The 26131-nt window shown below is 60.5% G+C and carries 26 protein-coding genes; 25 read left to right on the top strand and 1 reads right to left on the bottom strand.

The window, feature by feature from the left end:
• Positions 1 to 223 precede the first annotated feature (223 nt).
• The 22 genes from DW913_RS03420 (at position 224) to DW913_RS03315 (ending at position 21515) form a co-directional block, all read left to right on the top strand.
• On the top strand, positions 224 to 1150 hold the full coding sequence (locus DW913_RS03420; protein WP_117797583.1) for a transporter substrate-binding domain-containing protein: 927 nt from the start codon (positions 224 to 226) through the stop codon (positions 1148 to 1150).
• Between the two features lie 9 nt (positions 1151 to 1159).
• The gene (locus DW913_RS03415) at positions 1160 to 2308 is read left to right on the top strand and encodes an amino acid ABC transporter permease (protein WP_117797582.1); all 1149 of its coding nucleotides are present in this window, start codon (positions 1160 to 1162) and stop codon (positions 2306 to 2308) included.
• 22 nt (positions 2309 to 2330) lie between these two features.
• Positions 2331 to 3113, top strand: coding sequence for an amino acid ABC transporter ATP-binding protein (locus DW913_RS03410; protein WP_117790499.1), 783 nt, complete (start codon positions 2331 to 2333; stop codon positions 3111 to 3113).
• Positions 3114 to 3185: 72 nt separating this feature from the next.
• Entirely contained in the window at positions 3186 to 4613 is a 1428-nt protein-coding gene (locus DW913_RS03405) for a M20/M25/M40 family metallo-hydrolase (RefSeq protein ID WP_117797581.1), read from the top strand.
• Positions 4614 to 4904: 291 nt separating this feature from the next.
• Entirely contained in the window at positions 4905 to 5972 is a 1068-nt protein-coding gene (gene prfA, locus DW913_RS03400) for a peptide chain release factor 1 (protein WP_055252487.1), read from the top strand.
• A 589-nt stretch (positions 5973 to 6561) separates the two neighbouring features.
• Positions 6562 to 7812, top strand: a complete 1251-nt coding sequence (locus tag DW913_RS03395) for a HemK/PrmC family methyltransferase (RefSeq protein WP_117797580.1) — start codon at positions 6562 to 6564, stop codon at positions 7810 to 7812.
• Between the two features lie 68 nt (positions 7813 to 7880).
• Positions 7881 to 8066 (top strand): type II toxin-antitoxin system HicA family toxin, encoded by a 186-nt coding sequence (locus DW913_RS10270; RefSeq protein WP_089573106.1) that lies wholly within the window; start codon positions 7881 to 7883, stop codon positions 8064 to 8066.
• Positions 8033 to 8524 (top strand): type II toxin-antitoxin system HicB family antitoxin, encoded by a 492-nt coding sequence (locus tag DW913_RS03385; RefSeq protein WP_147349624.1) that lies wholly within the window; start codon positions 8033 to 8035, stop codon positions 8522 to 8524. The genes DW913_RS10270 and DW913_RS03385 overlap by 34 nt, the downstream gene beginning before the upstream one ends.
• A 134-nt stretch (positions 8525 to 8658) precedes the next feature.
• Positions 8659 to 9402 (top strand): L-threonylcarbamoyladenylate synthase, encoded by a 744-nt coding sequence (locus DW913_RS03380; RefSeq protein WP_117797578.1) that lies wholly within the window; start codon positions 8659 to 8661, stop codon positions 9400 to 9402.
• Positions 9403 to 9415: 13 nt separating this feature from the next.
• Complete coding sequence (glpK, locus tag DW913_RS03375) at positions 9416 to 10957, top strand: glycerol kinase GlpK (RefSeq protein WP_117797577.1); 1542 nt, start codon at positions 9416 to 9418, stop codon at positions 10955 to 10957.
• 123 nt (positions 10958 to 11080) lie between these two features.
• A complete protein-coding gene (upp, locus tag DW913_RS03370; protein ID WP_040359658.1) occupies positions 11081 to 11728 on the top strand; it encodes a uracil phosphoribosyltransferase in 648 nt (215 codons plus the stop codon).
• A gap of 281 nt (positions 11729 to 12009) precedes the next feature.
• Positions 12010 to 12321: a hypothetical protein gene (locus DW913_RS03365; RefSeq protein ID WP_022094264.1), complete on the top strand. Its 312-nt coding sequence runs from the start codon at positions 12010 to 12012 to the stop codon at positions 12319 to 12321.
• Between the two features lie 3 nt (positions 12322 to 12324).
• Positions 12325 to 13128 (top strand): F0F1 ATP synthase subunit A, encoded by an 804-nt coding sequence (gene atpB, locus DW913_RS03360; protein ID WP_022094263.1) that lies wholly within the window; start codon positions 12325 to 12327, stop codon positions 13126 to 13128.
• A 123-nt stretch (positions 13129 to 13251) separates the two neighbouring features.
• The gene (locus DW913_RS03355) at positions 13252 to 13446 is read left to right on the top strand and encodes an ATP synthase subunit C (protein WP_022094262.1); all 195 of its coding nucleotides are present in this window, start codon (positions 13252 to 13254) and stop codon (positions 13444 to 13446) included.
• Between the two features lie 15 nt (positions 13447 to 13461).
• Positions 13462 to 14064, top strand: a complete 603-nt coding sequence (gene atpF, locus DW913_RS03350) for a F0F1 ATP synthase subunit B (protein WP_006235712.1) — start codon at positions 13462 to 13464, stop codon at positions 14062 to 14064.
• On the top strand, positions 14054 to 14530 hold the full coding sequence (locus DW913_RS03345) for a FoF1 ATP synthase subunit delta (RefSeq protein ID WP_006235713.1): 477 nt from the start codon (positions 14054 to 14056) through the stop codon (positions 14528 to 14530). Before atpF ends, DW913_RS03345 begins: the two co-directional genes overlap by 11 nt.
• Positions 14530 to 16128: a F0F1 ATP synthase subunit alpha gene (gene atpA / locus DW913_RS03340; RefSeq protein ID WP_117797576.1), complete on the top strand. Its 1599-nt coding sequence runs from the start codon at positions 14530 to 14532 to the stop codon at positions 16126 to 16128. Before DW913_RS03345 ends, atpA begins: the two co-directional genes overlap by 1 nt.
• Before the next feature lie 5 nt (positions 16129 to 16133).
• The gene (atpG, locus tag DW913_RS03335) at positions 16134 to 17042 is read left to right on the top strand and encodes an ATP synthase F1 subunit gamma (RefSeq protein WP_006235716.1); all 909 of its coding nucleotides are present in this window, start codon (positions 16134 to 16136) and stop codon (positions 17040 to 17042) included.
• A complete protein-coding gene (gene atpD, locus DW913_RS03330; protein WP_006235717.1) occupies positions 17042 to 18496 on the top strand; it encodes a F0F1 ATP synthase subunit beta in 1455 nt (484 codons plus the stop codon). The genes atpG and atpD overlap by 1 nt, the downstream gene beginning before the upstream one ends.
• A gap of 3 nt (positions 18497 to 18499) precedes the next feature.
• Positions 18500 to 18892 carry an ATP synthase F1 subunit epsilon gene (atpC, locus tag DW913_RS03325; RefSeq protein ID WP_006235718.1) on the top strand — a complete coding sequence of 131 codons (393 nt, stop codon included), beginning with the start codon at positions 18500 to 18502 and terminating at the stop codon, positions 18890 to 18892.
• Between the two features lie 88 nt (positions 18893 to 18980).
• On the top strand, positions 18981 to 20264 hold the full coding sequence (murA, locus tag DW913_RS03320; RefSeq protein ID WP_089573101.1) for a UDP-N-acetylglucosamine 1-carboxyvinyltransferase: 1284 nt from the start codon (positions 18981 to 18983) through the stop codon (positions 20262 to 20264).
• Positions 20265 to 20276: 12 nt separating this feature from the next.
• A complete protein-coding gene (locus tag DW913_RS03315; protein ID WP_117797575.1) occupies positions 20277 to 21515 on the top strand; it encodes an LCP family protein in 1239 nt (412 codons plus the stop codon).
• Between the two features lie 251 nt (positions 21516 to 21766).
• Here DW913_RS03315 and pepT read toward each other — a convergent pair whose 3' ends face one another.
• The gene (pepT, locus tag DW913_RS03310; protein WP_117797574.1) at positions 21767 to 23014 is read right to left on the bottom strand and encodes a peptidase T; all 1248 of its coding nucleotides are present in this window, start codon (positions 23012 to 23014) and stop codon (positions 21767 to 21769) included.
• Positions 23015 to 23134: 120 nt separating this feature from the next.
• Here pepT and DW913_RS03305 point away from each other — a divergent pair, with 120 nt between their 5' ends.
• From DW913_RS03305 to DW913_RS03295, 3 genes are all read left to right on the top strand, one after another.
• The gene (locus DW913_RS03305; protein ID WP_089573098.1) at positions 23135 to 23557 is read left to right on the top strand and encodes a metal-dependent transcriptional regulator; all 423 of its coding nucleotides are present in this window, start codon (positions 23135 to 23137) and stop codon (positions 23555 to 23557) included.
• A gap of 10 nt (positions 23558 to 23567) precedes the next feature.
• Positions 23568 to 24461 (top strand): homocysteine S-methyltransferase family protein, encoded by an 894-nt coding sequence (locus tag DW913_RS03300; protein ID WP_055252635.1) that lies wholly within the window; start codon positions 23568 to 23570, stop codon positions 24459 to 24461.
• Positions 24462 to 24619: 158 nt separating this feature from the next.
• On the top strand, positions 24620 to 26020 hold the full coding sequence (locus DW913_RS03295) for a phosphoglucomutase/phosphomannomutase family protein (RefSeq protein ID WP_117797573.1): 1401 nt from the start codon (positions 24620 to 24622) through the stop codon (positions 26018 to 26020).
• The last annotated feature ends 111 nt before the right edge of the window (positions 26021 to 26131 follow it).

Raw genomic sequence — 26131 nt, 5'->3', positions numbered from 1 at the left:
TCGACGCTGCGCGCCACCCAGAGCGACAATTTGTCATTCAAAAGGCAAGGCATGACCAGAAGGTCTATGCCTTGCCTTTTTCATGCCAAGTGGTACATGGGGCAGGCTGCTTTGCGCCAATCGTCCTCGTGTGTCTATTAATTTTTCGCGCACATGCCGCGCTGCTGGTCGCGGGCGTATATCCTGTCTTATTGTCAGCAAAACGAAATTGGGAAGGCACCAGATGCAATCTCGACAACAGCGCGACGCGCATCCACAGCCGGTATGCAGCCGTCGCATCTTTTTGGGTAGCGCTCTCGCTGCGAGCGCTTCTGTCGTCGCCGGCGCACTTGCCGGCTGCCAGCGTCCCTCCACGCTGGAAGTAGTTCAGTCCACGACGGGCGGCGGTCGCGACGACCTGTCCGATTCTGTGATCGGCAAGGATAAGATCCGCATCGGCATGGAGGCGGCCTACGCCCCGTACAACTGGCAGGTTTCCGAGGCCAGCGAGTTCACGATCCCCATCGACAACGTGCAGGGCGCCTATGCCGATGGCTACGACGTGCAGATCGCCAAGATCGTCTGCAAGGCTCTCGGCGGCGAGCCCGTTGCCGTCAAGCAGAGCTTCTCGGGCCTTATCGACTCGCTCAACAACGGCCAGATTGACCTCATCATCGCCGGCATGAGCGCCACGCCCGAGCGCGAGGAGTCCGTCGGCTTTTCCGACCCGTACTTCATTGGCTACTTTGGCCTGTTCGTAAAAGAGGGCTCGCCCTACCAAAACGCCACCAAGCTCAGCGACTTCAGCGGTGCCACGGTGCTCGGCCAAAAGGACACCATGCTCGATACCGTCATCGACGAGATTCCGGGCGTTGTGCACAAGAACCCGGTCGATTCGGTCCCCACGGTGTTCTCGAATCTGCTGCAGGGCACGTGCGACGCCGTGACCTACAACACTGAGAACGAAAAGGGCTATATGGCCCAAAATCCGGGTATCGTGCCGATTCAATTTGCCGAGGGCGAGGGTTTCAAGCAGGAGGTCACGGCAAACGTCGGCTGCCGCAAGGGCTCGGACAAGCTGCTTAAACTCATCGACAAGACACTCAAGGGCATTAGCCAAGAGGAGCGCGACCAAATGTGGGACGCGTGCCTCGACCGTCAGCCGGCATAGGGAGGCAGCATGAAAACCATCAATCACCTGGCCTCCTTTATCAAGGCAGACCACCGCTATGTGTACCTGGGCACGAGCGTTATCGCGGCGCTCGGCCTGGCGTTTAGCCAGCGCAACCCCACGCCGCTGAGCTTCTTGGCGCCTACGGGCGTGTTCCAAGACTGCCTCTGGGCAATTCTTTGGGCCTGGATTATCGTGTCGGCGGCGGCGCTCGTCACCAAGCTCATGCATTGGAGCGACTATCGCGAAAAGTCGTCGTTTGCATCCGAGCGTTGCCGTCGCGGCGCGCGCCTGGGCAGCTATGTCGTGGTTGCCATCGCGGCGATCTTCTTTATCGACCGCTGCGTCATGTCGTTTATCGACCTGGTGCAGGTGAGCATTGTCTCGGACTCCAACCCCAGCGACTTTCTGTCGAGCTTGGTCTACATGACCTACAAGAGCGGCGACTTCTTTATCCGCGGCATCGAGATCACCATCGCGCTTGCCACCTTCGGCACCGTCATCGCCTTCTTCTTGGCGCTGCTCTTTGTGTTCTTGCGCACCCAGACCTTCGACCGCGTCGACAACGACCTGGTGCGTTTCTTTAAGAGCATTGGCCGCGGGTTTGCGACCGTCTATTCCACCGTCGTGCGCGGCACGCCCATGATGGTCCAGGGTCTGCTCATCTATTACGCGGGCTTTACCGTTCTGCGCGGCATGGGCTTCGAGACCGCCCAGGCCAACCAGATCTGGAGCACCTTTACCGCGGGCCTCGTCACCATTTCGCTCAACTCTACCGCCTACATGATGGAGGTCCTGCGCGGCGGCATCGAGTCGATCGACCCCGGTCAGGCCGAGGCGGCGCGCTCGCTGGGTCTGTCGCAATGGCAGGCCATGCGCAAGGTCGTGTTCCCCCAGGGCATTAAAAACGCGATCCCGGCGCTCACCAACGAGCTCATCATCAACATCAAGGACTCGTCGGTGCTTTCGGTCATCGGCGTGTTCGACCTCATGTACGCCACCACCACCGTCGCCGGCGTGTACTATCGCCAGATGGAAGTCTACTGCGTGGCGCTCGTGGTCTACCTGATCCTGACGCTCGTGGCGAGCCGCCTGCTCGAGGCCTTTGGCAAAAAGCTCGGTGCCGAGGCTCCGGCCACGCTGCCCAGCTCCAACTAGGCGCAAGACGAGGAGATTCATCATGGCAGATACCGTTACTACCGGCGCTGCGGCCGCGCAAACCAAAGAGCCGCTCATCCGCGTTGAGGGCCTGCGCAAGAGCTTTGGCTCGCTCGAGGTGCTCAAGGGCATCGACCTGGCCGTTAGCCCCGGCGAGGTCGTCACCATCATCGGCGCCTCGGGCTCGGGCAAGTCGACCTTCCTGCGCTGCCTCAACCTGCTCGAGACCCCGGACGCAGGCCACATCTGGTTCCACGGCCAGGACCTCACGGCCGAGCGCTGCAACATCAACAAGCTGCGCGAGGACATCGGCATGGTGTTCCAGGGCTTTAACCTGTTCAACAACATGGATGTGCTCGACAACTGCACGCTCGCGCCCGTCACGCTCAAAAAGATGAGCAAGGCCGAGGCTGAAAAAATTGCGATGGAGCATCTGACGAGTGTGGGACTCGAAAAATTCGCGCACGCCGCCGTGGGTCGCCTGTCCGGTGGTCAAAAGCAGCGCGTGGCCATCGCTCGTGCTCTATGCATGAACCCGCAGATCATGCTGTTTGACGAGCCGACCTCAGCGCTCGACCCCGAGATCGTGGGCGAGGTGCTCGAGGTCATGCGCAAGCTCGCTGCCGACGGCATGACCATGGTCGTCGTCACGCACGAGATGGCCTTTGCCCGCACGGTGTCCGACCGCGTGGTCTTCATGGACAAGGGCGTGGTGCTCGAGGATGCCGCGCCGGCCGAGCTCTTTGGCAACCCCAAACACCAGCGTACCCGCGAGTTCCTCTCGCGTTATCTCGAGGACAAATAACCGACCGCAAACGCGTACGTGGCAGGGCCGCTCCGGTGGGGCGGCCCTCGTCATCACAATCGAAAGGATGTCATGGCCGAGGTTTGGCGCTTCTTTGCGCATGAGGATGATTTTGCCGATTTGGACAAGGCCGGCGCATGCGAGCGCCTGGGCCGTGTGCTGTCGTTTCCGACCATTTCGAGTATGGATGCCGAGGCGGTGGACTGGCAGGCGTTTGCCGACCTGCGCGCCTATATGCAGCAGGCCTGGCCGCGCGTGTTTGCGGCGGGCGAGGTCGAGCTCATCGACCATTCGCTGCTCGTGACGCTTGCCGGCATCGACCCCGCCCTCAAGCCGGTCATGCTCATGGGCCACATGGACGTGGTTCCCGTGGTGCCGGGCACCGAGACAGACTGGACGCACAATCCCTTTAGCGGGCACGTGGACGACACCTACATTTGGGGCCGCGGCGCTATCGACATGAAGGATCAGGTCGCAGGCATTCTCGAGGCGGTTGAGTATGCATTGGCGCACGGTTGGGAGCACAAGCGTTCGCTGTTGCTCGCCTTTGGCCAGGACGAGGAAACCACGCAGTACGGCGCTGGAGCTATCGGCCGCGTGCTCGAGGAGCGCGGTGTTGAGCTCGAGTTCCTGATCGACGAGGGCGACTACCGCATCGTTCCGGCTGCCGAGTACGGCGCGGGCGAGGGCTGGCTCATGCACGCCGACCTGGCTGAGAAGGGTTATGCCGACATTGTGCTCAAGACAAAGAGCGCGGGTGGGCATTCTTCCAACCCCTACGGCGGCACGTCGCTCGAGGTGTTGAGCCGTGCCATCACCGCAATCTGCGATATCGAGTGGCCGACGCGCGTCACGGACCTGCTTGCCGCACAGCTCGTCGAGCTGGAGCTCTACACGGCCGACGAGATTGCTTCCAACAAGGACGCCATCGTGCGCGAGTGCCTCGCCAGCAAGAAGCTCTATCCGCTCGTGACCACCACCTGTGCACCGACCCAAATCGAGGGCGGTAGCACCGGTGCTAACGTGATGCCGCAGGATATGTGGGCCAATATCAATTTCCGCATGCTCGAGGGCACGAGTGTGGCCGATGTCGTGGCCTGCTGCCGCGTCGCCGTTGCCGAGGCGGGGCTCGCCGACCGTGTCGAGATCGAGCTCGGTCCTGGCAGCTCCGAACCCTCGCCGTCTCCGCGCATCGGCGGACCGGGACTCGAGACCGTCCGCGCCATCGCCGCCCGCTATTTCCGTGATCCAGAGGGGACGGAGGAAAACGGATCATCAGCGGCGGGCGGAGCTCCTATCGGTATCGTTCCCTCGACCGTGATTGGCGCGACCGATGCTGCCAACTACCAGCGCATTTGCCCCGAGTGCATTCGCTTCTCGGCCTTTGTGGTAGACGATGACGAGTGCGAGCGCGGTGTCCACGGCACCAACGAGCGCATCACCCGCCGCGCCTACCTCCAGGGCGTACGCTTTTTCATCGCTCTGCTTCAAACGCTCTAGAATGTGACAAAGCGACAGTCCCTTTGTTAGCCGTTGGGGACGCTCTTAAACGACTAGCCGTTAAGGAACGTCCCCAACGGCTACGTCCACTCATTCCGTGCGGGTTATATGCAGGTTTGCCTGCGCACGCTATCATGTATGGGTTAGACCGCAACTATGTACCCCATACGCGAAGGGATGCGCATGTATCTGAAGATCGACATGTTCTAGCCGGGCTTACCCCCGCAGTGGCGCCGTGCGCCCCATCAGCTCTGCCGATTTTCACCTTCACGCATATAAAGGAGTCCCGCCATGCGCGACAAGCTCGAAAAGATTATCAAGGCCTACGAGGAGCTCGAGAAGAAGCTTTCCGACCCGGCCGTCGCCTCCGATATCAAGGAGTTCACGCGTCTCAACAAGGAGTACGCGCACCAGTCCGACCTCATCGCCGCCTCGCGCGAGTACATCGGCGCGCTCGATGACATCGAGGCTGCCAAGGAAATGCTCCACGATACTACCGATGCCGATGAGAAGGAGATGCTCCAGATGGACATCTCCGAAAACGAGGCCAAGCTTCCCCAGCTCGAGGAAGACATTAAGTACATGCTCATCCCGAGCGACCCCAACGACGACAAGAACACCATCGTCGAGATTCGCTCCGCCGCCGGTGGCGACGAGGCGGCCATCTTCGCCGGCGACCTGTACAAGATGTATCAGCGCTTCTGCGAGTCGCGCGGCTGGAAGACCACCGTGCTCGACTCCAGCCCCAGCGAGGCCGGCGGCTTTAAGTCCATTGAGTTCAAGGTCGAGGGCGACCGCGTCTACTCCGTCATGAAGTTCGAGTCCGGCGTGCACCGCGTCCAGCGCGTTCCCAAGACCGAGTCCCAGGGCCGTATCCAGACCTCCACGGCAACTGTCGCCGTGCTTCCCGAGGCCGAGGAGATCGACGTCCAGATCAACCAGTCCGACCTGCGCATCGACACCTACTGCGCCTCCGGCCCTGGCGGTCAGTGCGTTAACACCACTTATTCCGCCGTGCGCATCACCCACCTTCCCACCAACACCGTGGTGCAGTCGCAGGAACAGCGCTCCCAGATCCAGAACCGCGAGGTCTGCATGCAGATGCTGCGCGCCCGCCTGTACGAGATGGAGCTCGAGAAGCAGCAGGCAGAGCTCGGTGCCGAGCGCCAGAGCCAGATCGGCCACGGCAACCGTTCCGAGAAGATCCGTACCTACAACCAGCCCCAGGACCGCGTGACCGATCACCGCATCGGCTTCAACTCCACCTACAACGGCGTCCTCCTGGGCGACCAGCTCGGCACGGTCATCGAGGCACTCGCCGCCGCCGAGCGAGCCGAGAAGCTGGCACAGGCAGTCTAAGTTCCGCCGTTCTACCGAACGGCGGACCAGCCGACGCTGCGCGCCGTCCAGAGCGACAATTTGTCATTCAAAAGGCAAGGCATGACCAGAAGGTCTATGCCTTGCCTTTTTCATGCCAACTTGTTCGCTCTGGACGTCGCTCGCTGACATTGCCAAAACATCGGCGTTTCCTTGGTTGTCAAATGATTCGTAGGGAGTCATTGGTGACATTGCCTTGATATTTTATTCAGTCGGCTGTGATGTCATTTGAGCTGCTTACCTGCTTAAGGTAATTGACGGCATAAGTCCGCTATCGAAAATATTGCTCAAAATATCGTTCAAGAAGTCGCGGAGCGATTTTTGATGGGTCGTGCGTCAAGCGATGTGGCAAGTTCTTGGTTAGATATTGGTCAGTTTTGGGGCAACCTTGCCAAAAGCTTGACGAATGCAAATTTAGACGTCAGCGAATGAACACTTTGAGCGAGCTCGGTGCAAAATTCTGGGCTGATTCTCGATAATCGCCTTCAATCGCCCCTTGCCAAGCGCTGGCCTCGCTTACAATCTGCTCCGACATTCGCGCGCCGTCCGGCGCTTAAGAGGGGAGGGCCCCATGGCAAACGAGATTTGGACCATCAAGCGTTGTCTCGAGTGGACCAAGGAGTACCTGGCCGAGCGCGGCGAGGAGCACCCCCGTCTTTCTGCCGAGTGGCTGCTGTGCGCCGCCACGGGCCTGGCGCGCATTGACCTATATATGCGTATGGACGAGACGCTTAACGCGGCCCAGCTCGAGACCATGCATGCGGCCGTTGTCCGCCGCGCTAAGGGCGAGCCGCTGCAATACATCACGGGCAGCACGCAGTTTCGCATGATCGACGTCGCGTGCGCCCCCGGTGTGCTCATTCCGCGCCCCGAGACCGAGATGCTCGTCGAGGAAGTCCTCAATTATCTGGATGCCGAGGTACTGAGCCCCGAGGCCGCTGCCCGTCAGCGTGTTGAGCTGCCTTGGAACGATGAGGTCGAGCAGGCCCGCAAAGCTGAGGCGGCGCTGGCCGACGAACGCGCGACCGCCGAGCGCCGTGCTGCCAACCTGACGGCCGCCGATGAGGCTGCGCTGGGTAGCGACGTGCTCGGTAGCCGCGCCTATGCCGAGGAGCTTGCCGATCGCGAGGCCGAGGAAGCCGCCGCGCAAGCAGCAGAAGCCGAAGCCGCAAAAGCCGCCGAGCCCGAGCTCGACGAATACGACATCGCCATCGAGGGCGCCGACCAGGAGACGGTTTCAGCTCAGGATGCCGCTGCGCCTGCTCCAGCCGAGCCCCGCACTGCCCGCGTTCTCGAGGTCGGCTGCGGCACGGGCTGTATCTCGCTCTCGATCGCCTGGGAGCGTCGCGGCCACGTCACCTGCACTGCTACCGATATCGAGCCGCGCGCCATCGACCTTGCTACCAAAAACCGCGATGCGCTTGGCCTCACGTCCGACGAGGTCGCCTTCAGCCTCACGAACCTGGTGAGCTCCATTCCCCGTGAAGAGTGGGGCACCTTTGACGTACTCGTCTCCAACCCGCCCTACATCCCCACCGATGTCATGCGCTCGCTGCCGCACGAGGTCAAGGACTTCGAGCCCGACCTAGCGCTCGAGGGCGGCGTCGATGGCCTGGACATCTTCCGCCGCCTGCTCAATGCGGCACCCTATATGCTGCGTGCCGGCGGACTCTTTGCCTGCGAGCTCTACGAGGGCGCGCTCGACGCTGCGGCCGAGCTCTGCCGCCAAGCGGGTCTGTCGGACGTGCGCATCGTCCACGACCTCACCGATCGCCCCCGCATTGTCCGAGCCATCGTCACCGAGCCCAAGCAACGCCAGTAATATTTATTAACTGGTTAGCAAAAATTATAAAGTAGTTTATAATTAGGACGGCTGAAAGAGGTCGGCCCATGCAACCTCCTACCTTTCGGGAAATCATTGCCCTACTCAAGCACGATGGATTCGTGAAGGTCGCGCAAGTCGGTAGTCATGCTAAGTATGTTTCTGGTGACCGCGTTGTCACCGTGAACGGCTCTGGTGGTGATCGACCAAAGAAGGGCACGTGGGCAAGTATTCGTCGCCAAGCTGGATGGTAGTTGGAGGCAAAATGAGGCAGCGATTTACCTATGACTGCGTTCTCATAAAAGAAGACGATGGTTACTGCGCTAGCTTCCCGCAGATTCCCGGCGCCTTTGCCGATGGCGATACGCGCGAAGAAGCGATTGCCCATGCCACCGAGGCACTGATGGCGTTTTTGGCCGACGACCTCAACAACGGTTTGACTCCGGCAGGGTACGAACGCTCGGCCGAGGTCGTGACCCTTTCAGTCGAAATCGACCACGAGGACGCTCGGGAAGCGGCGTGCCGAACATTTAAAGACGCAGCGCTGGACCTCAAAGTCTCCGCTCCGCGGATTACCGCGCTGGTCAAAGCCGGAAAGCTCGATGTTGAACTCGTCGACGGCCGTCGGATGATAACGATAGGCAGCATCGAGCGCTACGCCGCCCAAGAACGCCACGCCGGCAGGCCAAAGAAGTTCGTCGCAGTCCAATAACCCCCTCACTTTCACCGACTACTAGAGCCGCTCACCAAACCAACATGCGCTCTGGGCAAATAGGTTGAACGTTTCGTGCGAGAATGCCCCACAGTAAACAAACTTGCACCAGAGCGTAAGGGGCTGGCATACACATGCAGACGGTCTATCGGGTATACGAGGGAGCGCGCGAGCCGCATCGGCTCGCCGTTGAGCGCACGGCAGAGGTGCTCGGCCGCGGCGGCCTGGCACTGATTCCGACCGAGACCGTCTACGGCGTCGCCGTGGCAGTCAATGCCTTCTCTGATGCCGTCCCCCAAGATACAAGCGAGTTCCCGTCGTGGTCATGCGACCCGCAAGCCACCGTCAACGGCGCCGCAGTCCCTGCGCTCGGCACCGGCTATCGACGTATCTTCACTCTCAAGCAACGTGAACTCACGCAAACTGTGGCTTGGCTGGTCGATGGCGTCGAAGCACTCGACCGCTATGGCGTGGATATCCCGGAAGATGCCCGCGTACTCGCGCGACGATGCTGGCCGGGAGCCCTGACTATCGTGATTAAGGCAGCCCCCTGCGTGCCGACCTTTATGCGCGCTGCCGACGACACCGTGGCCCTGCGCGCTTCGGCCTCTCCCGTGGTCCAAGCGCTCATCCGCGCCTGCGGCAGTCCCCTTGCCTGCACGAGCGCCAACACGCACGGTGCGCCCTCGCCGGCAAGCTTTGCCGCCGTCGAGGGTCGCATCCTGGAGGGTGTCGATGTTGCCGTCGACGCCGGTGAGACCCCGTGTCGCGACGCCTCGACCATCGTGTCGTTCCAGCACGGCGGGCTCCAGATCCTGCGCCAAGGCGCACTTCCCGCATCAGAGATCGAACGGGTCCTGTCCGACCCGATGCAATAGAAAGGTGTAAGCGATGTCGTTGAATCTGGGCAGCCTGGGCATGGAAGATGCCTCGTTTGACTTTGGCGGTTCCTACATCATGGCGCTCGACTGCGGCACCACCTCGGTACTTGCGACCATCGTCGACGAGTACGGATGCATCGTCGCGCAGGCACGTCGCAGCGTCAAAACCAGTTTTCCGCGTCCCGGTTGGGTAGAGCAAGACCCCATGGCGGTCCTTGCCAGTCAAATCGCCGTCATGATGGAAGTCCAGTTTAAGAGCGGTATCCACTCCGACCGCATTGCCGCCATCGGCATCTCCAACCAGCGCGAGACCACGGTTGTGTGGGACCGCATAAGCGGCCAACCCATCTATAACGCCATCGTGTGGCAATGCCGTCGCACCGCACCTCTGATCGACGAGCTGGTCGAGCAGGGCGCAGAAGAGCTGGTGCGCTCCCGCACGGGACTCACGCTCGACCCGTATTTCTCGGCCTCCAAGGTGCAGTGGATTCTCGACAACGTCGACGGCGCACGCGAGAGCGCGGCGGCGGGCGACCTCATGTTTGGCACCATCGACACTTGGCTCATCTACAACCTCACTGGCGGCCAGGTCTTTGCCACCGACTACACCAATGCCAGCCGCACGGCGCTCTTTAATATCCATACGCTCGATTGGGACGACGACCTGCTGGCGCTCTTTGACGTTCCACGTTCCATGATGCCCGAGGTTCGCTGGAGCTCGGGTGACTACGGCCGCGTCGCGAGCGACATCATGACCAACATGCCGCCCATCATGGGCGTGGCGGGCGACCAGCAGGCGTCGCTGTTCGGCCACTGCTGTTTCCGTCCCGGCCAGACCAAAAACACCTATGGCACGGGTTGCTTTATGCTCATGAACACCGGCGACGAGATCGTCGAATCCAAGAACGGCTTGGTTTCCACCATCGGTATCGCTGCGAACGGGAAGATCAGCTATGCACTCGAGGGCTCCATCTTTGCTGCCGGCTCCACCATGAACTGGCTTCGCAACAACATGGGCATCATCTCGAGCGTGAGCGAGTCGGCACAACTTGCCGCTTCGATTAACGACAACGAGGGCTGCTACTTCGTTCCCGCCTTTGCGGGTTTGGGCGCTCCCTGGTGGGACCCGCATGCCCGCGGTATCGTGTGCGGTCTGACCGGCGCCTCGAGCCGTGCGACCATCGTACGCGCCGCCTGCGAATCCATGGCATATCAGAGCTACGACGTGCTGCGCGCCATGGAGCAGGACGTGGGGCTTTCGATCGAGCGCCTGTCTGTCGATGGCGGTGCCTCGCGCAACGAGTTCATCATGCAATTCCAGGCCGACCTGCTGGATATCCCCGTGCTGCAATGTGAGACGGTGGAGACCACGGCAATCGGTGCCGCGTACTTGGCGGGTCTTGCCGTCGGCTATTGGGAAGATCTGGAAGAGCTGGAGCAAAATGCCCAGATCGTTAGGACCTTCCTTCCCCACATGTCCGCCGCGCGCCGCGAGCAAAACCTTACGGGCTGGCGTGATGCAGTCAAGCGCTCGCTCAGTACTGCACAGTAGAGCCGCGATGGGCTGCTCGATACAACAAACCGCTAAACTAATGCATGGCGTGCGGTGGCGACATTGCTGCGCGCCTTGTCAGCAAGGCCGTTTTGCGGCCGCAACGAAAGGGGCAATCAACCCATGACCGTCACCTATGATGCGTCCCGTGTGACGCTTGTCGATCACCCGCTCGTTCAGCACAAGCTGTCGATCCTGCGCGATAAAAACACCGGCACCAACCAGTTCCGCCAGCTCGTGCGCGAGCTTGCGCTCTTTGACGGCTACGAGGCCATGCGCGACCTGCCTATGGAAGACGTCGAAGTCGAGACCCCCATCACCACCGCCACGTTTAAGCAGCTTGCCGGCAAGAAGCTCGCCATCGTTCCCATCCTGCGTGCGGGTCTTGGCATGGTCGACGGCATCCTCGACCTGGTACCCTCTGCCCGCGTGGGCCACATCGGCATGGAGCGCGACGAGGTCACCCACGAGCCGCATGAGTATTACTGCAAGATGCCCAAGGATATCGACCAGCGTATCTGCCTGGTTGTCGACCCCATGCTCGCCACGGGCGGTTCGGCCGAGATGGCTATCAGCTACCTGCGCGAGCGCGGTGTCAAGGACATCCGCATGCTGTGCATCGTCGCCGCGCCCGAGGGCCTCAAGTCGCTGACCGAGAAGGATCCTGACGTACATATTTATACGTGCGCCATCGATGACCATCTCAACGAGGCCGCCTACATCGTTCCCGGCCTGGGCGACGCCGGCGACCGCATCTACGGCACGCTCTAGTCGTCGGGCCTTGTCGGCTACGGTCACAAATACGAAGAAATGGTGCGCGCGGGCGAGCAAAAGACGTCCACGCGCACTCCTGTTAACGGACGTTTAGCCCAGAGGGGTTCGAGAAAAACGTATTACCTACCTGCGGCATAAAGAAGGTCTTAAGAAAACGAACAGGTGCGTATTAACCGATGCTTTTTCGGTTGTACTTTAGCGATTGGCTCGTACAATAGTCACCAATGTTTGGCGGGAACTGTTCTGGGAAGCGTTAAAAAAGGAAAGTGAGGACGCCAGTGTTTCAGATAGCCGATCTGCTCGCTATCGTTGCAGGCGCCATTGCGGGCGCGATTGCCTTTCTTCCCTTTGTCTTTACGCTCAAGCCGGTTCTTGACGATAAACAGAATGCGGACATGCTCAAGGGTATGGTGAGTCTGGCGGTCTCGGCAATCGCCCTGCTCGTCTTTACCTTGGTTGTGTTTGTGTTGTTCGGAGAGGCATTTCGCATGTTCCTCCTGGGCGAGGCGATCGGCTTCGTGGCCTTTATGGCCGCCTGCACGGTTCGCGTCGCCAAGGCGCTGCGAGATCCTCATGAGGTCGAAAGGTAAGTCGTGGAAATTTTTGAAAAGCTGCCTGATGAGATTAATCATCTGGTCAGCGAGTTCAGCTCCACCCCTGTCGTGGGCGATCTGAGCTGCGGCATCACGCAGTACTCGTTTTGGCTGATCGTCTCCACGATCGTGCTCCTGATCGTCCTGGCCGTGTTCAAGAAGAAGCAGACCCTGGTTCCCAAGGGCTTCTTCGTCAACGGTTTCGAGTACATCATCGAGTACGTCGAGAACGATATCGGCAAGGGCGTCGTGGGTGAGAACTGGAAGAAGCACTTCCCGTTCCTGTGCTCGCTTTTCCTGTTCATCCTGATCAATAACATGATCGGCCTGATCCCGGGAATGAAGCCCGGCACCGGCGCAATCGGCTCCACCGCCGCGCTCGCCATCTTCGCCTTCGTGTACTTCATCTACTACGGATGCAAGGCTCACGGCGTGATCGGCTACATCAAGAGCCTCGCCCCGCAGGGCGTGAGCTTCCCGATGAACGTGCTCGTGTGGGTCGTCGAGCTCTTCTCGACCTTCCTGCGCCTCATCACGCTCGCCGTCCGTCTGTTCTGCAACATGTTCGCAGGACACGTGGTCATGGGTTCGTTCGCCATCATGGCGAGCATGTTCATGCAGCCGCTGCTTCAGCAGGTTTCCGCGGCCCACGCCGTCGGCGCCCTGCCTTCGCTGGCCTGGCTTGCCATCCTCATCCTGATCTATGCGATCGAGCTTGTGGTCGGCGCCATCCAGGCTTACGTCTTCACGGTCCTTACCGCCGTGTATGTCTCCGAGGCAGAGGAGGTCGCGGAGGAGGAGTAGTCTTCCGCTCGCGCCTTAAAGGTAAGCAATTCGTTAAACCGCCGGTGCCCGTACCCATGGAGCCCGGCAGTTATAAAAAGGTTATCCTGCGTGAAATAAGACACGCACGACAAAGGAGGAATCGTGGGAGTTATCGGTTACGGTCTCGGTGTTATCGGCGCTGGTCTTGCTATCGGCCTGTCTGCTCTGGGTGCTACGGGTGCTATGGCCCGTCAGCCTGAGGTCCAGGGCCGCGTGTTCACCGTCTTCATCATGGGCTCCGCCTTCGGCGAGGCTCTGGCTCTGATCGGCTTCGTTGTCGCGCTGATCGTTAAATAGCACGGAGCGTCAAGTATGAATCTTTCATCCCAGAAGAGCGCGATCGCACTCTCCGCGTCCGCGGCCGCGCTGCTCATGCCGGTTTCCGCGTTCGCCGAGGACGGCGCTGCCGGTGCGGACATCCTCATCCCTAAGATGGCGGAGTTCATCCCGGCGCTTATCGCCTTCCTGATTATCTGGATCGTGCTGGCCAAGGTCGCCCTGCCGGGCATCATGAAAACCATGGAGGAGCGCGGCAAGAAGATCGAGGAGAGCCTCGACGAGGCCGAGAAGACCAAGCAGGAGGCTATCGCCAAGCGCGCTGAGTCCGACTCGATCGTCACCGACGCCCGTCGTCAGGCTGCCGACATCGTTCTCGAGGCCCGTAAGGACGCCGAGTCCGAGCGCGCCCGTATCATCGAGGCTGCTCACAAGGAGGCCGAGGAGATCATCGCCAAGGCCCATACGACCGTCGAGGACGAGCGCAAGTCCATCTACGCCGGTGCCGCGAGCTCCATCGCCGACCTGTCCGTTGCCGTCGCCACCAAGATCGTGGGCGAGGCACTCGAGGACGATGCCGAGCAGAAGAAGCTCATCGAGCGCTACATCCAGGAAGCAGGTAGCCTGAATGCCGACTAGCCGCTATCAGGACAAGGTGCTCGAGACCTACGCGCGCTCCCTTCTGGAAGCCGCTAAGGCCGAGAACCATGTGTTCGAGGACCTCGAGATGATCGAGCGCCTGGCTAGCGCCAGCCCCGAGATCATCGCCGTGCTCGACACCATGTCCAAGCGCGACCAGCTCGACCTTCTTCCCAAGGTGGCAGCTGCCTTTAAGTATGTTGCCGAGGAAGACGAGGATGTAGTGGGCGTGACCGTCACCACGGCGATCCCGCTCGACGACGAGCTGCGTCAAACCATCACTAAGAAATGCGAGCAGGACTTCGGCCGCAAGGTATTCCTTATCGAGCAGGTTGACCCGTCTATCGTGGGCGGCCTGGTGCTCGAGGCCCGCGGCGAGCGTCGTGACATTTCCGTCAAGACGCAGCTGCGCATCGCGCAGGAGACCCTCGCAAACTCTGCTAATTCGTACGGAGGTGAAGCCTAATGTCCGAAACCCTCAATGCCCAGGATATCGCCAAGAAACTGCAGGAGCAGCTCACGAGCCTCTCCGCGACGGTCGATACGCATGAGGTTTCAACGGTCGACGAGGTAGGCGACGGCATCGCGCGCGTCTCCGGCCTCAAGAGCGCCATGGCAGGCGAGCTTCTGGAGTTCAAGAGCTCCGATACCGGTGAGACCGTCTTCGGCCTTGCCCAGAACCTTGACCGTGACGAGGTCGGCGCCGTTCTGTTCGGTGCCGTCGACTCCATCAAGGAAGGCGACGAGTGCCGCACCACTGGCCGCATTATGGATATCCCCGTGAGCCGTGCCATGCTCGGCCGCGTCGTCAATCCGCTCGGCCAGCCCATCGACGGCCTGGGCGACATCGTCGCCACGCACCGTCGCCCCATCGAGTTCAAGGCTCCCGGCGTCATCGATCGTACCCCGGTGTGCGAGCCGGTTCAGACCGGTCTGCTCGCTATCGACTCCATGGTGCCTATTGGCCGCGGTCAGCGTGAGCTCATCATCGGCGACCGTAAGACCGGTAAGACCGCCATCGCCATCGACGCTATCCTCAACCAGCGCGGCAAGGGCATGGTCTGCATCTATGTCGCCATCGGCCAGAAGGCCTCCACGGTTGCCAACATCCGCGAGACCCTCGCTCAGCACGGTGCGCTCGACTACACCATCATCGTTTCGGCCACCGCTGCCGATTCCGCCCCTATGCAGTACATCGCGCCTATGGCCGGTGCCGCTATCGGCGAGTTCTTCATGTACAACGGCGAGGACGGCAAGCCCGCCAGCGAGACCAACCCCGGCGGCCACGTGCTCGTCATCTACGACGACCTGTCCAAGCAGGCTGTGGCCTACCGTCAGATGTCGCTGACGCTGCATCGTCCGCCCGGACGCGAGGCCTATCCTGGCGACATCTTCTACCTGCACTCTCGTCTGCTCGAGCGTGCCGTCAAGATGTCCAAGAAGAACGGTTACGGCTCCATGACGGCACTGCCGATCATCGAGACCCAGGACGGCGACGTCTCGGCCTACATTCCGACCAACGTCATTTCCATTACCGATGGTCAGATCTACCTGCAGTCCGAGCTCTTCTTCCAGGGTCAGCGCCCGGCAGTCGACGTGGGCATCTCCGTGTCCCGCGTCGGTGGCGATGCGCAGACCAAGGCTATGAAGCAGGTTGCCGGCAACCTTCGCCTGGACCTCGCTTCGTACCAGGAGCTCGCTGGCTTTACGCAGTTCGGCTCCGACCTCGACGAGGCTACTCAGAAGCAGCTGACCCATGGTGCTCGCATGACCGAGCTCCTGAAGCAGCCGCGTTACAAGCCGTTTGAGGTTGGCGAGCAGATCGTTACGCTGTTCGCTGGCAACGAGGGCTTCCTGGATGACCTGGAGATCGCCGACGTGCTGCCCTTCCGTGCCGAGCTCATCGAGTACATGGACAATGGCTTTGGTTCGCTGCTCGACAAGGTTCGCGTCAAGAAGATCGATGATGACACCAAGGCTGAGCTCTTGCGCGTCATCGGCGACTTCAAGCAGCAGTTCATGGCCAAGCACCATTCGGATGTTTCTGGATCAGAGGAGAACTAAGCCCCATGGCCAACCTTCGCGACATTAAGAAGCGAATCTCCTCGGTTACCACGACCAAGCAGATCACGCGCACGATGGAGATGGTCTCTACGGCCAAGATCCGTCGTGCCCTCGATCGCTCCAAGCAGGCCGAGCCCTATAAGGAGGCGCTGACCGACGTCATGTTGACGGTCGCCGGCGACGCCTCCTGTTCGGGCACCGATCCCATGCTGCAGAAGCATGAGAGCGTCAAGCATGGCCTGATTGTCGTTATTGCCTCGGACCGCGGCCTTGCCGGCGGTTTCAATACGACGGTGGAGCGCACGGCCGAAAAGCTCGCCGCTTCTTGGGCGAACGACGGCATCGAGTGCGAGATCATCGCGTGCGGGCGTAAGCCGGCCACGTATTTCCGTGACCGCGCAAACGTCGTCATGCACTTTGAGGGCAACTCCTCTGAGCCCGATTTCAATCAGGCCCGCATGATCTCCTCTCATATCTGCGATGCGTATCGTGCCGGTGAGCTTGACCGTGTCGAGCTTGTCTACCACCACGCCAAGAACCGCGTGGATCAGGAGCTTCGCGTCGAGCATCTGTTGCCGCTCGACCCCGAGATGATCGCTATGGCCCACGGTCCGCGTAAGAACGAGACCGACGCCCCTAAGCGCATCTCGTCCACGTTCGAGTTCGTGCCCTCTCCCGAGCATGTTCTCGGCAAGCTTGTGCCGTCTTATATCCTGACGGTCATCTACCAGGCCCTGATCGATTCGGCGGCTGCCGAGCAGGGTGCACGCCGCAAGGCCATGCACTCCGCGACGGAAAACGCCACCGCGATCATCTCGACCCTTACCCGCACGTATAGTCGCGTGCGCCAGGCTTCGATCACGACCGAGATTAACGAGATCGTCGGCGGAGCCTCAGCATTGGAGGAACAGTAATGGCTAATAACACCGTAAAGCTTGCGGTCGAGGAAGCCACCAAGAAGACGACTGCCGGTGATGGTCGCATCGTGCGAATCATCGGCCCTGTCGTCGACGTCAAGTTTGACGGCGCGGTGCCCCCGATCTACAACGCGCTCACGGTCGAGGCCGAGACCCCGATCGGTCATCTGAGCACGATCCTCGAGGTCGAGAGCCAGCTTCCGGGCGGCGTCGTCCGCACGGTCGCCATGTCCTCGACCGACGGCCTGCAGCGCGGCCTCATCGCCACCGATACCGGTGAGCCCATGAAGATGCCCGTTGGCCCCAAGACGCTCGGCCGCATTTGGAACGTCATGGGCAAGCCCGTTGACGGCAAGCCCATGCCCGAGGTGGAGGAGTTCTACCCCATCCACCATGCAGCGCCCCGTTTCGACGAGCTCACCACCAAGACCGAGATCTTCGAGACCGGCATCAAGGCCGTCGACCTGCTCGAGCCCTACATCCGTGGCGGCAAGACCGGCCTGTTCGGCGGCGCCGGCGTCGGCAAGACCGTTCTGATTCAGGAGCTCATCAACAACCTCGCCCAGGAGCACGGCGGCACCTCGGTGTTCACCGGCGTCGGCGAGCGTACCCGCGAGGGCACCGACCTGTTCCTCGAGATGAGCGAGTCTGGCGTTATCGACAAGACCTGCTTGGTCTATGGTCAGATGAACGAGCCGCCTGGAGCGCGTCTGCGCATCGGTCTGGCCGGCCTTACCACCGCTGAGTACTTCCGCGATCGCGGCCAGGACGTTCTGCTGTTCATCGACAACATCTTCCGCTTCTCCCAGGCGGGTTCCGAGGTTTCCGCACTGCTGGGCCGTATGCCGTCCGCCGTTGGTTACCAGCCCACGCTGGCAACCGAGATGGGCGACCTCCAGGAGCGCATTACCTCGACCAAGACGGGCTCCATTACCTCCGTCCAGGCTGTCTACGTCCCCGCAGACGACCTGACCGACCCGGCGCCTGCCACGACGTTTACGCACCTCGACGCCACCACGGTTCTTTCGCGTAGCATTTCGTCGCTCGGCCTGTTCCCGGCTATCGACCCGCTCGCGTCTTCCTCCGACGCTCTCGATCCCTCGATCGTCGGCGAGGAGCACTACCGTGTTGCCGTCAAGGTCCAGGAGCTCCTGCAGGAGTACTCCGACCTTCAGGACATCATCGCCATTCTGGGTATGGACGAGCTGTCCGAGGAGCAGCGCCTTACGGTCAACCGTGCTCGTAAGATTCAGCAGTTCCTCTCGCAGTCCTTCCACGTCGCCGAGAAGTTCACCGGTAACCCCGGTGTCTACGTCCGCGTCGAGGATACCGTCCGCTCTTTCGCCGAGATTGTCGACGGCAAGGCCGATGACCTGCCCGAGCAGGCTTTCCGCTATGCTTCCACGATTGAGGACGTGCGCGAGCGCGCCCGCAAGATGGGGGAGAAGTAGGTTATGCGTATCCGCATCGTGTGCCCCGTGAGCTGCGCCTATGAGGGCGACGCTGCGTTTGTGTCGATTCCGTCCACGGATGGCGAGTTTGGCGTCCTGCCTGCTCACTCCAGCGAGATTTGCACGATCGACCGCGGTTACGTTCGCGTTTCCGATAAGGCCATGGGCACTGTCGACCACACGTTTGCCGTGGCCGGCGGCTATGCCCAGGTTGCGGACGATGTCGTGACCGTTCTCGCCGAGCGCGCTTGCGATTTGGCGACCGTCGATGCCGACAAGCTTAAAGCTGATATTCAAGGTTTTGAAGAGAAGCTGGGTAATTTGTCGGAGGATGATGCACGCCGCGCCTACCTCTATAATGAAATCGCATGGTGTAAGCTCAAGCTTGCCCAATAGTCAAACGATTTAGCGTTCGACCATTTGCGAACACATCATGCCCGGGATGGCCCAGCCACCCCGGGCATGCTTTTTGAAAGGGTAGACCTTGGATATTATCCGCGTTGAGGGTGGCCACGCCATCGGAGGCTCCGTGCCCGTCTCGGGCGCCAAGAACTCCGCGCTCAAACTCATGGCGGCAACGCTTCTGGCGCCGGGCAAGACGACGCTGCAGAACGTGCCCGATATTTCCGATGTCCACGTGATGGGCAAGGTGCTCAAGGGCATGGGCGCTACGATCGATGTTCTCGACGAGCACACGCTCGAGATTGATACCTCTCAGGTCGATTCATGGGAGGCCCCCTACGAGCTCGTTGCCAAGATGCGCGCTTCCACCGCCGTCATGGGGCCCCTGCTGGGCCGCTTCCATCGCGCCAAAATTGCCATGCCGGGCGGCTGCAACCTGGGTGCTCGTAAGATCGATATGCACATTCTTGGTCTTGAGGCCCTGGGCGTTGAGTTCGATACCGCCCACGGTTACATCAACGCTAATGCGCCCCAAGGTCTGCGCGGTACCACCGTCACGCTCGAGTTCGCCAGCGTCGGTGCGACCGAGAATCTCATCATGGCCTCTGTGCGCGCACAGGGCACCACGGTTATCGACAATGCCGCCCGCGAGCCCGAGATCGTCGATCTCGCCAACATGCTCAACGAGATGGGCGCCAAGATTGTTGGCGCCGGTACGCCCGTCGTGACTATCGAAGGCGTGGAAGAGCTCCATCCCGTTATCCATCGCGTGGTGGGCGACCGCATCGAGGCCGGTACCTTTATCGTCGCCGGTGCGTTGATGGCGGACGATCGCGGTGTCGATGTCACGGGCTTTTGCCCCATTCATTTGGGCATGGTGCTCAAGAAGATGGAGCTCATGGGTATCGACTGCGAGCGCGTCGAGGATGGCGTCCATGTGAACCGTGCCGAGCGTATCAAGCCGGTCGACATCCAGACGCTTCCGTTCCCCGGTTTCCCGACCGACATGCAGGCGCAGATTATGGTGCTCTCCGCCCTTGCCGACGGCAGTTCCGTTATTACCGAGAACATCTTCGAGAATCGCTTTATGTTTGCCTCTGAGCTGGTGCGCATGGGTGCCGACATTCGTATCGAGAGCCATCATGCCATGATTCATGGCGTCAAGGGCTTCTCGGGTGCACAGGTTACCTCGCCCGATTTGCGCGGCGGAGCGGCCCTCGTCGTAGCGGGCTTGATCGCCGACGGGACGACCGAGGTTTCGGCTATCCATCACATCAAGCGCGGCTACGAGCAGTTTGTCGAAAAGCTGCAGGCGCTCGGCGCGCATGTCGAGCATGCTACCGTCCCCGATCCCGTCATCTACTAATACAGGTTGCCTATGTTTAATAAAAAGCCCCTCGCGGATACCACCACCCGAAGACCCTCAACTGGTGCGCAGGCCAAGATCTACAGTCGCGATAACGTGGCTCGCTATTCCGAGCGCGCTCGTCAACGCCGCCGTAGCCACACGATTCGTCACGTCGCGCTCATTGTCGTGCTTGGCGTGCTGCTGAGTGCCACTACCGCTGCCGGCCTGTGGTTTGCCACCATTATGGGCAAGCTCGGCGATTCTAATGTCATTACTGACAATCTGCGTCGGGTTCTGGTTGACACCGATGAGGCAAAGGATCCGTTCTACGTGCTGCTTCTTGGCACCGACGGCCGTCCGGGCGAGGATACGTATCGTGCCGACTCGATTATCCTGGCACGCATCGACCCCACGCAAAAGCAGGCGACGCTCATTTCCGTTCCGCGCGACACCAAGGTCGAGTACAAGGGCGAGACCATGAAGATCAACGCCTGCCATACCGTTGGCGGCGCCGAGGCCATGGTCGAGGCGGTCAACGAGCTGTGCGGTGTTCAGATTTCCCACTATGCCGAGGTCAGCTTCGACGGTATGCAGGCGCTGATTGATTCGGTTGGCGGTATCGACATTAACGCAACCGATGATGTTGACGACCCCGAGCACCTGGATATTAAGATTACCGCTGGCCAGCAGCATATGGACGGTGCCACCGCCCTTACCTATGCCCGCTGCCGCTACACCTATGCCGACGGCGATTACACGCGCATGCGCCACCAGCGTCAGGTGCTTGGCGCCCTTGCCAACCAGATTCTCAATAACTTCGATGCCACGAAGATCTTTGGCCTGGTTAATTCGCTGTCCGATATGCTTGTAACCGATATGAGCGTTCAGGATATCGTGGCTACGGTCAACGCCATGCGCGGTATGGATGTCGACGGTATCTACTCGGCCAACCTGCCCTCGTACGCCGACGACAGCACCATGATCGACGGTGTGAGCTACGTCTTTGTCTACGAGGACGAGCTCAAGGAAATGATGGAGCGCGTCGATGCCGGCAAGGATCCCAAGGGTCCCAACACCATGGGTCTTTCCGACGGTTCCAGCTCTACGATCGGTGACCTCAGCAACAACACGTCTGACGACTACGCAAACGGTACCGCAACCTCATCGGTCAGCTCTGACGATTCTGATGACTCAAGCGATTCGAGCGACAGTTCCGATTACTATGAAGAGCCCACGGGCGACGGCAACGGCTACGAAGCCAACTACTAAGTTACGGCGTTTTACCAAACGCCGTAACGACTCGACGCTGCGCGCCGCCCAAGGCGACAATTTGTCATTCAAAAGGCAGGGCATGACCAGAAGGTCAATGCCCTGCCTTTTTCATGCCAACTTGTTCGCCTTGGACGTCGCTCGCTGACGTTGGCTCAACCTGCGATGTTGACTACTCCCCTTGTATCAAAAACCGCCCCGTTCTCTGTAGAGGACGGGGCGATTCGTCTTTTGGGCTTATGCAGCCAGGCTTATGCGAAACGGGCGACGAGCTCCTGCAGGACGTCGGTCATCTTGACGAGCGAACTGACCGGGACAAACTCGTTGACGCCGTGGTAGCAATAGCCGCCGGTGGAAAGGTTGGGGCAGGGCAGACCGCGGAACGACAGCTGCGCGCCGTCGGTGCCGCCGCGAATCGGCAGCACTTGGGGCTCAACGCCGCAGGCAAGGTAGGCTTCCTTGGCAACATCAATAAGCTCGGGAAAGTCACAAACGATCTCGGCCATATTTCGATATTGCTGCTTAATCTCGACCGTCACGCGCTCCTCACCCAGACGCTGGTTGAGCATCGAGGCGGCGGCATCAATAAGGTCGAGTTTCTGCTGGAACATGGCGGCGTCATGGTCGCGGACGATGTAGCGCGCCGTGGCGTGGTCGACGGTTGCAGATACACCCTCAAGGTGATAAAAGCCCTCGTAGCCTTCCGTATACTCCGGGCGCTGCACGTAGGGGAGCAACGCGTTGAAGTCGCAGAACAGATTGCCTGCGTTGACCATACGGCCCTTGGCGTCGCCCGGGTGGATGGACTGGCCCTCAAAGCGGATGGTCGCCTCGGCGGCGTTAAAGCACTCCCACTCCAGCTCGCCGATGGGGCCGCCGTCGACCGTGTAGGCGTACTTGCAGCCAAAGGTATCGATATCCAACAGCTCGGCTCCGTGACCGATCTCCTCGTCAGGGCAGAAGCAAATGCCGAGTGCGGGATGGGGCAGAGAGGGGTCCTGAGCGATACGCGCGACAAGCGACATGATCTCGGCGACGCCTGCCTTGTCGTCCGCGCCCAGCAGCGTGGTGCCATCGCTGCAGACCAGGTCCTCACCCGCGAGGTCGTTCAGGGCGGGAAGCTTGGCGGTACTCATGGCAACGGGCTTACCGTCAACCGTGCCGCAGACCAGGTCGCCGCCTTCGTAGTGTACGATGTGCGGCTTCACGCCGGCGCCCGGTGCAACTTCGGTGGTGTCGAGATGGGCGATCAGGCCAAGGGCGGGCTTGTCCTCAGCGCCCGCACTTGCGGGGATATGCGCGCAGACATAGGCATGCTCGGTCACGTGGGCATCTTCCGCACCAAGCTCGCGCAGCTCTTCAGCCAGCACGTTGGCAAGGTCAAACTGAACGACGCTCGAGGGTACCTGGTCGCAGTTTTCATCCTCGGACTGCGTGTTGATCTGGACGTAGCGCAAAAAGCGCTCGAGGACATCGGGGTTCGTGGTGGTGTTTTCCATAAAGACCGCTCCAATCTTGGTCGTCGTGTGCAACAAGAACTCTAGCACGGTATGCCACGGCATACCGCGACGCTTGGATGGGGTAGAATCAGCCATTGAATGCAGAAGGGACGGAAGATCATGGATACGACAAATAGCTCGCGCGAACTACATCTGACGGTGGCGAACGAAGACTACTTGGAGTGCATGGTTCGCATTGAAAGCGAAGAGGGGGAAACCAACGGCGTGCGATCGGTCGACATCGCGCAGCGCCTTGGCGTCTCCAAGGCATCGGTCAATAAAGCGGTTTCGGCGCTCAAGGCATCCGAGCTTGTCGAGCAATCGCACTACGGCAAGGTAGTCCTGACCGATCGCGGCCGCGAGGTTGGCACGGCTATCTGGTACCGTCATCGCCTCGTCCGCACGTTTTTGGTTCAGGAGCTCGGTGTCGAATTTGAGCGAGCCGATTCCGAGGCCTGCATGATGGAGCATGCGCTATCCGAGGACACGATGAACCGCTGGCTCGCCTATCTCGAAAAGCAGGGAATCAGCGTCGAGGAATAGCGGGATATATATGGATACGAGTTATTACAATCGCTTTGGTGCCGAGGAACTTACGCGCCGCTTGTCGAGCGAGACCTTGTTGGCGCAGGGCCCCATGGGCAGTGTTCTGTTGAGTGAGTACGACGCCGCCGATATTCCACCGGCGTTTTGGAATCTGGCAGAGCCGCAGACCGTTTCTCGTATCCATCGCTTGTATGTCGCCGCCGGCGCGCAGGTACTCATTACCAATACCTTTCAGGCATCAAGCTATGCCCTCAAGCACGACCAGATTGCGCCGTCCGTGGCGGAGGTCAATCGCGGGGCCGTCGACGATGCCCGCCAGGCGCACCCTCAGCTGCTGCTGGGCTCGATGGGTCCGATCGGTATTGAGTGGTTTGCCGAGGACTCGGCCGAGTTTCGTGAGATCCGAGGCATTGCGCGCGAACAGGCGCACGCCTTGCTCAATGCTGGTGTTGACGGTCTGCTGATCGAGACGGTGACGTCTATCCGTAATTTGCAGCCCATGCTTGCCGGCGCCCGAGATGCCGCCGACGGCATGCCTGTTCTGGTGAGTTTTGTCGTTGACGATAAGGGCGACCTGTTGGGCGATGGCCTCAACATCGAGGCAGCCGTTTTGTACGCCGAAAAACACGGCGCAAACTCGGTTGGTGTTAATTGCTGTTCGCTTGCGGCCGCGAACGCGGCGGTGCCCAGGATGGTTGCATCGGCGACTACTCCCGTCACGGTGCGTCCCAACGTGGGCGATCCGGTCCAGACTCAGGATGGCCCCGTATGGCACGAGAACCCCGAAGCTTTCGCGCGCGCATGCATCGAATGGAGACATGCCGGTGCCGCAATGGTGGGCAGTTGCTGTGGAACCACGGCAATCACTACGGCAGCGATGGCCGAGGCGCTCGATATATAAAGGGCAAAACCGCTCCATACGGGGCGGTTTTTTTATTGCCTGCATGTCCTCGGCAGCATTTGCCCAAATGGTGAATGCTGGTGCCGGCAGGTTGCCGAGCGTGTATCGCGGGTATACCTCATGCGTACCATGATCCAAACACTGTGAGGTGTCTGCGCGTGTGCGCGATAATTCATTTTGGAACTGACGGTTGGCGCGCTCGCGTCGATGAGGACTTCACTGCCGATAACGTTGCCCGTATCGCCGATGCCGTCGGCGAGTTGTGGCAAAAGACCAATCCGGGCAAAACGGTATATATAGGGTTCGACACTCGGCCCCTGGCGCGCGAGTTCGCTGAGCTTGCGGCGGGTGTGCTAGCAGCGCACGGGCTAGACGCCGTGCTCGCTTCGCGACCTGTTCCGACCCCTGCCCTTACGTGGGCGGCGGCTTATGACGGTGAGGCGTGCGGCGCGCTCATGGTGACGGGGTCCCATCATCCGCAGGGTTATCTGTGCCTTAAGCTGCGCATGGGAGATGGCTCGACGGCCAATCAGGATGTCATCGAAGAGCTCGAAGAGACTATGGCCCCCGAGCCGATGGGGATCGAGGAACGCTATCGCACCGCGGATATTATTCCTGACTATATGCAGGCGGTGGCATCGTTTGTCGATGCCGAGGCCATTCGAGCCGCTCACCTGCGTGTGGTAGTTGACCCCATGGGCGGCGCGGCCCAGGGATATCTTGCCGACCTGCTGCGGGAGCTAGGCGTCGAGGTGCACGAGATTCATGCCGGACAGTCGTCCGATCAAGAGGACATTTGCCCCGACCCTGTTGAGCCGTGGGTGGACGCTTGCGAGCGTGCGGTTGTCGAGGACGGGGCGTGCGCAGGCCTGGTGACCGACGGCGATGCCGACCGTATCGGTGCGGTCGACGAACGCGGTAGATATATTCATCCGCATCAAATCATGGCGCTTGTTTTGGGCGACCTCGTTCAATTCCGCAATTTGGAGGGGCGTGTCGTCGTCAATCTCTCGTGCTCGACGCTAGTGCGTCGCATTGCCGAGGCGCTTGGCTGTCGTGTGGCCGTTAAGCCGGTCGGTTTCAAATATATAGCTGCAGAGATGAAGAAGGGCGGCGTCCTCATGGGAGGCGAGGAGGCCGGCGGTATCGGCATCGCCGCGCATATGCCTGAGCGTGATGGAATCCTTGCTTGTCTGATTCTGTGTGAGCTTATGGCAAAGACGGGCGCGCCTTTGGGCGTTTTGGTCGATCAGCTCGAGGCCAGTTTTGGTAAGACGAGCTATGGGCGTCGCGATTTGCGCCTTGAGGCCGAAGACGCCGAATCGCTGCGAACGCTGCTTCCTGGCATGAATCCTAAATCGATTTGCGGCAAGGCGCCGCAGGCTGTAAGCCATATGGATGGTTTACGTTTGGCATTCGAGGATGACACCTGGCTGCTGATCCGCCCCAGCGGGACCGAACCGGTGGTTCGCGTATACGCCGAGGGGTTCTCGGTGGAGGAGCGCGATGAGTTGCTCGATGCCGGCTGTGCCTTGGCTAAGGGAGCCTATCAGCTTTAGCCATATGACGCTTCACTATAAAGAGGCCCTCGGTGAGCGGTAGAGAACGGCTGGCAAACGTAAGCAGGGTTTTAATATGTGTAGGAAATGTGTACGCCCAGATTCCCGCCC

This window comes from Collinsella sp. AM42-18AC (genome assembly GCF_003467965.1).
In the GTDB taxonomy this organism is placed as follows: Bacteria; Actinomycetota; Coriobacteriia; order Coriobacteriales; family Coriobacteriaceae; genus Collinsella.
The sequence above is the reverse complement of the archived record's forward strand: the minus strand, read 5'-3'. Positions and strand labels throughout refer to the sequence as shown.